The 13,143-nt window shown below is 35.3% G+C and carries 11 protein-coding genes and 1 pseudogene; all 12 read left to right on the top strand.

Annotated features, from left to right (window positions below):
- The first annotated feature begins 1 nt into the window (after nucleotide 1).
- The 12 genes and pseudogenes from H8S01_RS00580 (at nucleotide 2) to clpX (ending at nucleotide 13,117) form a co-directional block, all read left to right on the top strand.
- The gene (locus H8S01_RS00580) at nucleotides 2–2,056 is read left to right on the top strand and encodes an aminopeptidase (protein WP_186835825.1); all 2,055 of its coding nucleotides are present in this window, start codon (nucleotides 2–4) and stop codon (nucleotides 2,054–2,056) included.
- Nucleotides 2,057–2,155: 99 nt separating this feature from the next.
- Nucleotides 2,156–2,572 (top strand): annotated as a pseudogene (locus H8S01_RS13955) (PocR ligand-binding domain-containing protein); the annotation flags it as partial.
- Nucleotides 2,573–2,611: 39 nt separating this feature from the next.
- On the top strand, nucleotides 2,612–2,929 hold the full coding sequence (locus tag H8S01_RS13950; RefSeq protein WP_243204181.1) for a methyl-accepting chemotaxis protein: 318 nt from the start codon (nucleotides 2,612–2,614) through the stop codon (nucleotides 2,927–2,929).
- Between the two features lie 63 nt (nucleotides 2,930–2,992).
- Nucleotides 2,993–4,123, top strand: a complete 1,131-nt coding sequence (locus H8S01_RS00570; RefSeq protein WP_186835823.1) for an Ig-like domain-containing protein — start codon at nucleotides 2,993–2,995, stop codon at nucleotides 4,121–4,123.
- A 67-nt stretch (nucleotides 4,124–4,190) separates the two neighbouring features.
- A complete protein-coding gene (locus H8S01_RS00565) occupies nucleotides 4,191–4,592 on the top strand; it encodes a hypothetical protein (RefSeq protein WP_021866875.1) in 402 nt (133 codons plus the stop codon).
- A gap of 10 nt (nucleotides 4,593–4,602) precedes the next feature.
- Nucleotides 4,603–5,634, top strand: coding sequence for a hypothetical protein (locus H8S01_RS00560; protein ID WP_186835822.1), 1,032 nt, complete (start codon nucleotides 4,603–4,605; stop codon nucleotides 5,632–5,634).
- 37 nt (nucleotides 5,635–5,671) lie between these two features.
- On the top strand, nucleotides 5,672–6,550 hold the full coding sequence (gene cdaA, locus H8S01_RS00555; protein WP_021866877.1) for a diadenylate cyclase CdaA: 879 nt from the start codon (nucleotides 5,672–5,674) through the stop codon (nucleotides 6,548–6,550).
- Nucleotides 6,531–7,802 (top strand): YbbR-like domain-containing protein, encoded by a 1,272-nt coding sequence (locus tag H8S01_RS00550; protein ID WP_186835821.1) that lies wholly within the window; start codon nucleotides 6,531–6,533, stop codon nucleotides 7,800–7,802. The genes cdaA and H8S01_RS00550 overlap by 20 nt, the downstream gene beginning before the upstream one ends.
- Before the next feature lie 29 nt (nucleotides 7,803–7,831).
- Nucleotides 7,832–8,101, top strand: coding sequence for an HPr family phosphocarrier protein (locus H8S01_RS00545; protein WP_021866879.1), 270 nt, complete (start codon nucleotides 7,832–7,834; stop codon nucleotides 8,099–8,101).
- A gap of 27 nt (nucleotides 8,102–8,128) precedes the next feature.
- Nucleotides 8,129–9,856 carry a phospho-sugar mutase gene (locus H8S01_RS00540; protein WP_021866880.1) on the top strand — a complete coding sequence of 576 codons (1,728 nt, stop codon included), beginning with the start codon at nucleotides 8,129–8,131 and terminating at the stop codon, nucleotides 9,854–9,856.
- 140 nt (nucleotides 9,857–9,996) lie between these two features.
- Nucleotides 9,997–11,448 carry a S1C family serine protease gene (locus tag H8S01_RS00535; RefSeq protein ID WP_186835820.1) on the top strand — a complete coding sequence of 484 codons (1,452 nt, stop codon included), beginning with the start codon at nucleotides 9,997–9,999 and terminating at the stop codon, nucleotides 11,446–11,448.
- 205 nt (nucleotides 11,449–11,653) lie between these two features.
- Nucleotides 11,654–13,117: an ATP-dependent Clp protease ATP-binding subunit ClpX gene (gene clpX / locus H8S01_RS00530; protein WP_021866882.1), complete on the top strand. Its 1,464-nt coding sequence runs from the start codon at nucleotides 11,654–11,656 to the stop codon at nucleotides 13,115–13,117.
- Nucleotides 13,118–13,143: the final 26 nt, after the last annotated feature.

Raw genomic sequence — 13,143 nt, 5'->3', positions numbered from 1 at the left:
GTTGTTTGACGATAATCTCATCGAACGTTTTGAATTGGCATCTGAAAGAATTAAAGAGATAAAAACAGCCGGCGGTGCGTGTAGTGATGGCAGATTCAGCGATTATTTCTGCAAAATGTCGGAGTTTATTATTTCGATGACGGAACTTTTTGGCAAAGTTAAAAATAATGAATTTGAAGATTATACATTTAATCAGCTTTCAGAGTTTAATAAATCATTATATGAAGATATACTTGAAAAAAATTATGACAAAAGCTATGCAAATCCTGTTTATGCCGTAAAGGTGATGGGACTTGAATATGGCAGGATGCTGTCATTTCTTTATGTTGAATTAAGAGGAATGATTGCATATGCATATGAATTAAGAATTGCAGAGATGACAGTGCTTATGGAGCTTTTTGTTGAGATTTACTGTTCATTTGAATCAGAGACACCTGACAGCACATCGCTAAGAGATATAATATACTGGTATGTAAGTGATTACAGTGATGATTTTGTTGAGTACAGAGTCCGTGAGCAGATAGATACTTCACTGTCATTTGCAACGGATATTATAATGAATGAAAATCTTGATGACATAAGATATCTCTATAAATTTGGCGAATATATCACAGATAATGAAATTATGACTGCAACATATCTTAACAGTCTTCCTGACGAAAAGATTAGTGCGATGGCACATACATTTACAGAGGGATACCGCAAAGGTTTTGAGCTTACTGGCAAAGACATAAGCAGGAAGAAAACAGTTAATATAAGATACTGTCTGGGATTTGAGCGTCTTGTGCGTGAGGAGATTAAGCAGTTTGAAGAAATTGGGCTTAAAACAACAATATACCGTGCCGCAGTTAATACAATAAACAAGCGTATGCATATAAAAATAGGATATTATGGAACAAGTCCGAATAAACAGATGGAATATGATCATAGGTTTGATAACGGAATATATCTGGATGCTGCATTTATAGAAAGAAAGATTGGTGCATTAAAGTTTGCCTATGAGAAAAATAAAGAGAAAGCATCAGTATTCGGCGGTCCTGCTGTTATGGAAGTTTTCGGGGAAGAGCCGTTTGAACCTGAAAACAGGACGGAGTGTATGACACTTGATGATAAACAGCGTGCATTATCAGTAAAATATGACAGGGAATCTTCAGAGATAGTCAATAATTATATAAAAGGAGAGGAACGCAGTTTTACAATAATTGCATATCCGATTCCTGAAATAGGAAAAGATTACGAAAAAATATTTGATGAGACTGTTAAAATAAATACGCTTGACTATGATGTGTATTGTAAAATCCAGAAAAATATTATTGATGCACTCGATAAGGCTGATTATGTAGAAGTTAAAGGCATGAATGGCAATAAGACAGATATATGTGTCAATCTTATGAAAAAGACGAACACTGAAAAGCAGACAGTATTTGAAAACTGCCTTGCTGATGTAAATATACCGCTTGGAGAAGTGTTTACCTCACCAGTGCTTGCAAAAACAAATGGCGTAATCAATGTAAGTGAAGTGTATCTTAATGATTTAAAATTTAAAAATCTTTCAGTTACATTAAAAGACGGAATGGTCGCAGATTATACATGTGATAATTTTGCTGACGAAGAAAAAAACAGGGAGTTTTTTAAGGAAAATGTATTGTATAACCATGAGACACTGCCAATAGGTGAGTTCGCAATTGGAACAAATACAACAGCATATGTAATGGCAAACAAATATGATATTGTATATAAGCTTCCGATTCTTATAGTAGAGAAGATGGGGCCGCATTTTGCACTTGGTGATACATGTTATTCAAGGGCTGAAGATATAAAGGTTTACAATCCTGACGGAAAAGAAATTATTTCAAAAGAAAATGAGATTTCATCATTAAGAAAAACACAGCCGGAAAAAGCGTATTTTAACTGCCATACTGATATAACAATCCCTTATGAGGAAATTGGAAGCATAACAGCGGTTGAAATTGACGGCAAAAGAACCGATATAATCAGAAACGGAAGATTTGTACTTGAAGGATGTGAAGAATTGAATCGTCCGTTTGAAAAATAAAACTGTAGTTTTATAATAAGTGATTAAGCAAAAAGTTGCGTTTATATTAATAGAGAGTTATAATATAACAATAAAATATAAATCCAATGGGGTGATTTTATGAGAATTCAAGATTTTTGTGACATGAAGAAATTTGAAGAAATTATGAGTAATTGGGCGAAAAGCACAGGACTTGCGACGGTTGCAGTCGGAGATGACGGCAAGTATATAAGTGAGTGTTATAATTTTACTGACTTTTGTATTAAACTCACAAGAGGAAGCAATGAAGGACGTAGAAGATGTGAAAAGTGTGACCGCGAAGGAAAAGGCGTATATCCGTGTCATGCAGGTCTTATTGATTTTGGTATTCCGATTACACTTGATGACGGAACTGTACTTGGAAGCGTAATAGGCGGACAGGTTCTCCCGGAACATCCGGATGAGGATAAGTTCAGAAAAGTCGCTGATGAAATCGGCGTTGACCAGGACAAGTACATTGAGGCACTTGGAAAAGTTAATGTTAAGACAAGAGAAGAGATTGAAGCGGCAGCTAACCTTCTCGGTGATGTAATTAACATGTATGTGAGAGCCTGTTATTCATCAGCACGCAGTGAGAGAATACTTGATAATCTGAAGAATGGTATCAAAGATGCTGCAGAACAGATTGAAGTTGCCAATGATAATACGAAACAGATAGAGTCATTTGGACATAAACAGAAGATACTTGCCCTTAATGCAAGTATAGAGGCTGCAAGAGCAGGCGAAGCAGGTAAGGGATTTGCTGTAGTTGCAGAGGAAGTACAGAAACTTGCACAGGGTATGTCTGTAGTAAGTGTTAATATCAGAAAAGCTCTTGATGAGGTTACACAGACGATTAATAAACTTAATCAGTGATAAGTACATAAGTACAATATGTTTTAATAATAATCAGTTAAACTTATAATCGGATGGAGAACAATGGCTGGAAAGATTAGTAAAGACAAGAAAAAATATATTATAGCCGCTATTTCGGGAATTTTAGTAATTATATTGATATTAACGGCATATAGTATTAATAGTGCAAAAAATGATAAAAAACCGACAACAGATGTAAGCGTTGAAGATTCTGACAAAAAAGTTAAAAGTCAATCATCTGCATCATCAGATGGAGGACGTGTTGCATCTACGGTAGAGATTGAATTTGAAGACAGTGCAGTTCTTGTCGGAACAAGATTTAAAGTGACAGCCATTGTTACACCATCAGATACAGATAAAGCATTACTCTGGAGCAGTAGTGATGATTCTGTTTTTTCAGTTGATGAAAATGGAATTGTAACAGTAAAAGGCACGGGTAATGCAGTTCTTACGGCAACTGTGGGAACAGTATCGGATGCGGTTGTTATCGAAGGAATAACAGACGCTGCCACAGGCTCATCAGAAAATCTTCCTGTATTCATAGCTGATTCATATGATTCTTCATATACTGTGTCAGGTTCATCCGGTAACAGGACAGGCACACAGGCAACAGGCAGCGGTTCATCTTCATATCAGGGCAGTTCAGAAAATGGCAGCAGCTATCAGGGAACTTCAGGTACATCAGGTGGACAGACGGCTTCTGGCGGACAGAATTCAGGCTCTGACTATACGGGTTCATCAGAAAATACATGGTCAGATAATTCTGGCAGTAATAATTCAGGCAATCAGAATCAGGACAACGGAGGTAATAATAATTCAGGCAGTCAGGATTCAGGTAATACAGATAACGGCTCATCAGGTGGACAGACAAGCAGCACAATAGGTGAGAGTCTTCCGGCACTTGGTTTTAACCATATGATGAGTAATGTATACGTTTATGAAGAAGGAAACAACTATTACGGCGAGGTAATAACCCAGCCTAATGTTGCAATTATATATATTATGCAGAGAAGTTCGGGATTTGATAATGTTATAAATCAGGTACTGCAAAGACTTGTTCCGGGAGGAGCATCGCAAATCTGGAACAACTATTCTACAGCAACAACAGATAAAACATTTACAATAAATGACAGAAAAATAAGAATAGTAATGCCTAAGGGCGGCGGTCATTCGCAAATTGTAATATACAATTAGCTGGTGGTGTGTTATAATGTCGAAAGTAAAACCAAAAATCACAGAAATGTGAGTATGGAGGTATTTGGTGTTAAACGAAAATAAAATAAAAATGATGACAAAAATGGCAATATATGAAAAAAATCAGGGCAGGCAGATGTTAAAGAATGCCAGATATTATAAAGGTGATTATATTGCATTAAGCGTATTGAAAAGTACAATAGCAACGACATTTGCATATATAATAGTTTTTTTAATGTATATATTGTGTGATGTCGAAAAACTTGTCGCAGATATTAACAGTCTTGATTATGCAGCCATGGGAAAGAAGATGGCTTTATATTATGTAATTATGCTTGTTGTGTTCGCTGTTATTTCTGGTGCAGTCAGTGCATATAAGTACGACCATTCACGCAGTGGAATGAAGAAATATTTTTCAAGACTTAACAAACTTGAAAGATTCTATAACGGACAAAAAAACAGAAAGTAACGGAGGACCCATGATGACTTTTTTATTGGAGTTAAAGGATAATATCAACAAATTTTACAATAAACATAATGTATATCTTGTCCCTGCACTTAAATTTGTAGTGGCATTTATATCATTTCTGCTTCTTAATGTGCAGATAGGATATATGACAGTATTAAAAAATCCTCTTATTGCACTTGCTGTGTCAATAATATGTGCATTTCTCCCAAGCGGTTTTACAGTTGTTGCACTTTCAATATTTATGCTTGCACACCTGTATGCCATATCAGCAGAATTTGCGGTAATTTCATTATGTATTGTACTTGTTATGTATCTTCTCTATTTCAGATTTGCACCTAAACAGGGATACATTCTCATATTCACAGTTATTTTATGCTGGTGTAAGATTCCGGAAGCAATTCCTGTTGCGGTAGCTCTTGGAGCCGGACTTACATCATTCATACCTGTTTCGTTTGGCGTTATTATATATTATATAATCAAGACAGCAAGTGCTTATGAAACAGCAATAACTAACTCATCTGTGGCAGACAGCATGCAGCAGATATCTTATATTGTAGAAAGTTTTTTCAATAACAAAAGCTGTCTTATTTTTGTAATTGCATTTACAGTTGCAATAATCATTACGTATATAATTAAGAGACTTTCAGTTGACAATGCATGGACATATGCAATTGCAGTTGGTACAGTTTCAGAATTTATAATATTGATAGTTGGAAGCCTTGCATTAAATGCAAAGATTAATATTGTATTTATGATTATAGGTATTATTATTGGAGCAGTTGCTGCATATATCTGTAAGATTGTATTTTTTAGTGTTGATTATAAGAGAACTGAATTTGTGCAGTATGAAGATGATGAATACTATTATTATGTAAAAGCAGTTCCAAAAATCAGTCTCGTTAATGAAAATGTCAAAGTTAAGCAGATTAATGCAAGAAAGACAAGAAAAACAAGTGATTTAAGTGATATAAGAAGAGCAGCAGATAAGAATGCAGCTACATTGGAAACTGATGATGACGATATAACATTTTATGATAAATAATATTTAACAGAATAATAAAAGCGAAGGGAGTGAAGATATGACAGCGGTTAATAATTTTATACAAAATTATTTGTCTAACCTGTATATACCCCGTATTACATGGACAGATATAATAGAGATTTTTATTATAGCATTTGTTCTGTACAGCTTTCTTGTATGGATTAAGAATACAAAAGCATGGGCGTTATTAAAGGGTATTATAATTGTCGTACTTTTCGCTCTTTTTGCATATATTCTTAATCTCAGAACGATTCTGTGGATAGCAGGAAAGACAATAAGTGTTGGTATTATAGCACTTGTAATTATATTCCAGCCTGAATTAAGGCGTGCTCTGGAACAGCTGGGAAGAAAAAAACTTGTGCTTAATTTCTTTAATTTTGGCGACAGTCATGAAAAAGATGAAAGATATAGCTCAAAGACAGCAGATGAGATTGTCCGTGCTGCATATGAAATGGGAGCAGTAAAGACAGGTGCTCTTATTGTTATAGAACAGGATATGATGCTTGATGAATATGTAAGAACGGGCATAAATGTTGACGGAATTGTGACGAGCCAGCTTCTTATAAATATTTTTGAACATAATACACCGCTTCATGATGGTGCTGTTATTATTAGAGGAAACAGGGTTGTGGCGGCAACATGTTACCTTCCGCTTTCTGATAATGTTAATCTTAGTAAAGAGCTTGGAACAAGACACAGGGCTGGAGTTGGAATAAGTGAAGTGACAGACAGCATGACAATTATTGTCTCAGAAGAAACAGGTGCTGTATCAGTAGCTGTCGGAGGAGAACTTATAAGAGATATAGATGAACATTCACTGCGTAACAAACTGGAATATTTAAGAAAGAGGACAATAGATGTAAAGTCTTTCAAAATATGGAGAGGAAGAATAAAGAATGAAGGAAAAAATATTTAACAACTTTTCTCTTAAAATCCTTTCAGTGTTATGTGCAATCGTTTTGTGGGCTGTTATAGTCAATATATATGACCCGACAACGAGTGTTACAATAAGTAATGTGAATGTAGAACTTATCAATGCACAAAGTCTTACTGATAAGGATTATACCTATGAAGTTGTGGACGGAAGCAAAATATCAGTATATCTTAGCGGACCTAAAAGTGTAATTACTGACATTAAGTCAAGTGATATAGTTGCAACTGCAGATTTGAGTAAAATATCAGCATTTGCCGATTATGTTGACATTGATGTAAAAGTAGTAAAAGATGGCAAAGAAGTTACAGGAATTGAAGTTACACCAAGAACAACGGCCGTAAAGCTTGATATTGAGAACAGGCTTACAAAGGAATATACAATTGAGACAGATACTGAAGGAATGCCTGCAGACGGATATGTGCTTACATCAGTAAGTGTTACACCTACAACTGTAAAAGTTACAGGACCGTCATCAATTGTAGAAAATATTGACAAAGTTAAGGCTGTGTGTGATATTAGTGGTGCATATTCCAATGTTAACAGTACAGCTAAGCTTACGGCATATGCGGCAGATGGAAGCCAGATAAATGAGGAAGTTTTTTCATTTTCAAAAAGCGATGTAGATTATACAGCACTGATAAGTGCCCATAAGATAGTTAATGTGAGATGTGCAGGTACAACCGGAACAGTTAAAGACGGATATATGATTATGGGAATTGAACTTAGCACAGATAAGGCTGAACTTATCGGTGATGTTAATACACTTAACAACATTTCTGAGATAGTTATACCTGAGAGTGCAATTAATGTTGATAATATTGATTCGTCAAGAAACTATACGGTATGGCTTTCTGACTATATAAGTCAGGATTTAAAAGTAAAATCTGAAAACAAGCTAAATATTAAAGTTAAAGTGGCTGATTTAAACAGCCGCGAGTTTTCATTTGACACATCGAAGATTACATTTAATAATATAAAGACAGGATATCATGTTACAATAGATGATGATTCTGTTATGTCAATAGTCATAAGCGGTGAGGGCAGTGTTCTTGATTCGATTTCAGGAGATAATATAAAAGGAACAACAAACCTTACGGCTTTATCGGCGGGAAGACATACTGTTTTTGTTAACTTTACAGTACCGGATGGTTGTAAAGTTGTAGGAGAATATAAGATACAGGTTCTTATAGAAGCAGACAAACTGCAGGAAACAACATCTGCTGCTTCAAATTAATGCGGTATATGTATACAGGAGGTTGAAAAATGTTAAAGCAGACTATATTAGTAGACAGTCCTTTGGGAATTCATCTGCGTCCGGCTACAGCAATGTGTGATCAGGCGATTAAATATAAATCGAAGATTTCATTTAATTATGGCGATGGCAAAACTGCGAATGCAAAAAGCGTAATATCAATACTTGCTTCAAGTGTCAAATGTGGGCAGGAAATTGTGCTTGAAGCTGACGGCGAAGATGAAGAAGAAGCAATAAATGCTGTAGCACAGGCATTTAAAGAATCACTCAAAAATGATTAATAATAATTAAGAATGGAGGATAATAAAATGGGCTATATGGAAACTTATAAGTCTTGGTGCGATAATGAATATTTTGATGAGGCAACAAGAGATGAATTAAAATCTATAGCTGGTAATGAAGCGGAGATAGAAGATCGTTTTTATAAAGATCTTGAATTTGGTACAGGCGGTCTTAGAGGTGTAATTGGAAATGGTACAAACAGAATGAATGTTTATACTGTAAGAAAGGCAACACAGGGACTTGCTAATTTTATTATAAAGGATAATGCAGCAGACAGAGGTGTGGCTATTGCATACGATTCAAGAAGAATGTCAAAGGAATTTGCAGACGAAGCAGCACTCTGCCTTAATGCAAATGGTATCAAAGCATACATATTCCCTACATTAAGACCTACACCAGAGCTTTCATTTGCATTAAGAGAGCTTCATTGCATAGCTGGTATTGTTGTTACAGCAAGCCACAATCCTCCTGAATATAATGGATACAAAGTATATTGGGAAGATGGTGCACAGATTACAGCACCTAAGGATTCACAGATTATATCAGAAGTTAAAGCAGTTACAGATTATAATACAGTAAAGACAATGGATATTGATGCTGCAAGAGTTGCAGGTCTTTACAATGTAATCGGATATGATATGGATGATAATTACATGGCTGCACTTAAAAAGATGAGCCTTAATGGAGATATTATCAAGCAGGTTGCAGATGATATCAAGATTGTATACACTCCATTTAATGGTACAGGTAATGTGCCTGTAAGAAGAATTTTAAGGGAGCTTGGATTTAAGAATGTATACGTTGTTCCTGAACAGGAAAAACCTGATCCAAACTTTACAACACTTGAATATCCTAACCCTGAAGATCCTAAGGCTTTTACATATGCATTAAAGCTTGCAAAAGAAGTTGATGCAGATATTATTCTTGCAACAGACCCTGATGCAGACAGACTTGGTGTATATTCTAAAGATGTTAAGAGTGGTGAATACAAGTCATTTACAGGTAACATGTCAGGTATGCTTATTGCAGAATATCTTCTTTCACAGAGAAAAGAACGCGGTCTTATCCATAAAAATGGTGCATTTGTTAAGACTATTGTTTCAACAAATATGGCTGATGCAATTGCAAAAGAATACAATGTAAAGCTTATAGAGGTTCTTACAGGATTTAAGTTTATCGGTGAACAGATTAAATTCTTTGAACAGCAGCATACATATGAGTATGAATTTGGTTTTGAGGAAAGTTATGGCTGCCTTGTAGGTACACATGCAAGAGATAAAGATGCCGTAGTTGCTGTTATGGCACTTTGTGAAGCAGCTGCTTATTATAAGACAAAAGGTCTTACACTCTGGGATCAGATGATTAATATCTTTGAAAAATATGGATATTATAAAGAAGGCCAGAAGGCAATCACAATGAAAGGTGCTGAAGGTGCCGCTCATATTGCCAAGATGATGGATGATTTAAGAAATAACCCACCAAAGAAATTTGGCAGATGGGATGTTCTTGAGACAAGAGATTATAAGAATGATGAGTGCATAGTTCTTGCAACTGGTGAGAAACACAGCACAGGTCTTCCTAATTCTAATGTATTATATTATGATTTATCAGATAATGCATGGTGTTGTGCAAGACCTTCAGGTACAGAGCCTAAGATTAAGTTCTATATGGGCGTAAAAGGTTCAAGCCTTGAGGATGCTCAGAGCATGCTTGACGAACTTACAAAAGCAGTTATGGAAAAAATAGGACAGTAAAGTTCAGAAATTTTTAACAAGTAAAACACAATATGAACACATTTCGTTGTTAGTATACATATACAGACAAGGAAATGTGTTCTTCTTATATAATTACATGTATTATACAGAACATATTTTAAAGGAAGGAGTAAGGTAAAATGTACGATAATGATTTAGATAATAATAATACATCATCAGGTGTAACAGGAAGCGAATCACAGAATTCGCAGGAAAGTACAGAATATAGATATACGTCAGGAAGCATGCCATACAATGATAATTCATACAATTCATCATATAATAACAATGCATGGACTTCCAATAATGGCGGTTATTATTCAAATACTAACTATTCAAATACTACAGGCAACACTAATTATAATAAAAAGAAAAACAAGACAGACAAAAAAGGAATCGGAAAGAGAATTGCAGCAATTGCATTGTCAGCAGTTTTATTTGGTGTAATTGCCGGTGGTACAATGTATGGCGTCAACTATGCGGCTAATAAAATAAACCCTGTCAATAATAATTCTAATGTAGAAATACCAATAGTATCAAGCAGTGTATCATCAACATCAGGAACAGTTAACGATGAAAGTTCGGCATACGATGTAAAGATGGATGTTGCAGCAGTCGCTAATGCAGCAATGCCGGCAATGGTTGCATTACAGGGTACAACAACAGTTTCAGGCAACTCATCATCAATATTCGGATATGGACAGAGTTATGAGGCAACAACAAGTGGAACAGGTATAATTGTTGGTAAAAGTGATACAGAACTGCTTCTTCTTACAAATGCACATGTAATAGATGGTGTAAGCAACTTAAAGTGTACATTTGTGGATGGTGAATCAGTAAACTGTACAGTAAAAGGCTCTAAATCAGATAAAGATATTGCAGTAGTTGCAGTTAATCTCAGTGATATAAAGAGTTCAACAATCAATCAGATTTCAATTGCTGAACTTGGTGATTCTGATGATGTTACACTGGGTCAGGAGGTTGTAGCCATCGGTAATGCACTTGGTGAAGGCCAATCAGTAACAAATGGTATAATAAGTGCCATGAATCGTTCAATAACAGTTAATAATGTAACATTTGATGGCCTTTTCATGACAAATGCAGCAATTAACTCAGGAAACAGTGGTGGTGCATTACTTAATGCAGACGGACGTGTAATTGGTATTAACTTTGCAAAGACATCAGAAGATGGTGTTGAAGGCATGGCATATTCAATTCCTGTTTCAAATGTAAAAGACCTTATAAATTCACTTATGAACAGAGAGACAAGAACAAAGGTTGCTGATTCTGAAGCATCATATCTTGGCATTTCAGGCGTTGATATAACAAGTACAATTTCACAGTATTACAAGTATCCACAGGGAGTACAGATTCGTTCAGTTGCATCAGGTTCTGCAGCAGAAAAGGCTGGTCTTGGTCAGTATGATATAATTGTAAGCTTTGATGATGAGTCAATATCATCAATGTCAGAACTCCAGAATACAATGCAATATTATAAAGCTGGTGAAACAGTTACAATAAAATATTATCATCCTGAAGGCACTCAGTACGTATTAAAATCTGTAGATGTTACACTTGGAAAGAAAAACTGATAAAATACATCCGTCTACAGGAAATGGTTAAAAATCAAAAATAAAGAATAAAGAATAAGAAGGATACATCAACCGGCAGGCATATATGCGGTGCAGGGCATGTATCCTTCTTCTTTTAACTTTTATTTTAGAAAGATTTTATTGATATATATAGAAGCAAAATGTATACTTTATAATATACATAAGAAATCGGGAGGACAATATTATGCAGGATAATAAAGATAATAACAATGTTAATGATATAGATAATAAAAATGCAGATAATTCTACAGATACATCCACAACAGAAAAAAAGGATGAGTATGAAAAAGTATGTTATGTATGTCATCGTACAGAAAGCCGGGCAGGCAAGATGATAAATATGGGCAATAATATATACATATGCCCTGACTGTATGCAGCGTTCATTTGATGCTATTTATAACAGTGGTATTAATTATGATGATATGATGAAAAATATTCCCGGAATGGGCAATATTCCCGGAATGAATGGATTTATGTCTGGTGATATGAATGATAATATAAGCCAGAAACAGAAGATAAAAAAGAAGAACAATAAAGATGACAAAGATAAAAAAGAAGATATTGATTTAAAAAATATTCCGGCACCGCATGTGATAAAAGAGATGCTCGACCAGTATGTGGTAGGACAGGAACATGCCAAAAAAGTAATGTCTGTTGCTGTATACAATCACTATAAGAGAGTAGCATGCAAGGATACAGATGTTGAGATTGAAAAGTCAAACATGCTTATGATAGGACCGACAGGTTCAGGAAAGACTTATCTTGTAAAAACACTCGCAAAGCTTCTTTCAGTGCCGCTTGCCATTGCAGATGCTACATCACTTACAGAGGCAGGGTATATTGGTGATGATATAGAAAGTGTTGTTTCAAAACTTCTTGCGGCGGCAGATAATGATGTTGAGAGAGCAGAACATGGTATAATCTTTATCGATGAGATTGATAAGATAGCAAAGAAAAAAGAGACAAGAAGCCGTGATGTAAGCGGTGAATCAGTACAGCAGGGAATGCTCAAACTTCTCGAGGGAAGTGATATAGAAGTTCCTGTTGGAGCGACAAGCAAGAATGCGATGGTTCCACTCGTTACAGTCAATACAAAAAATATTTTATTCATTTGTGGAGGTGCATTCCCTGACCTTGAAGATATAATAAAAGAAAGACTCAATCATCAGGGGTCAATAGGATTTACTGCTGATTTGAAGGATAAGTACGATAATGACAGCAATCTCTGCCAGCAGGTAACAGTAGACGATTTAAGAAATTATGGCATGATTCCGGAATTCCTTGGCAGACTGCCTGTTGTATTTGCACTTGAAAGTCTTACAAAACCTATGCTTATTGAGATAATGAGAGAACCTAAAAATGCAATATTAAAGCAGTATGAGAAGCTTCTTGAACTTGATGAAGTCAAGCTTGAGTTTGATGATGCTGCACTTAATGCCATTGCAGATAAAGCTATGGAGAAAAAGACAGGTGCCAGAGCACTGCGTTCAATAATAGAAGATTATATGCTCGATATAATGTACGAAATACCTAAAGATAATAACATAGGAAAAGTTGTTATAACAGGAGATTATATATTAAAAAAGGGTGCCCCGGTTATACAGATGCGTGGATACGAAACACCGCTGATAGAATCACATGAATAATAACAGGGATATATGAATATAATAGA

The organism is Lachnospira hominis (ex Liu et al. 2021) (assembly GCF_014287955.1).
GTDB classification, from domain to species: Bacteria; Bacillota; Clostridia; order Lachnospirales; family Lachnospiraceae; genus Lachnospira; species Lachnospira hominis.
The sequence above is the reverse complement of the archived record's forward strand: the minus strand, read 5'-3'. Positions and strand labels throughout refer to the sequence as shown.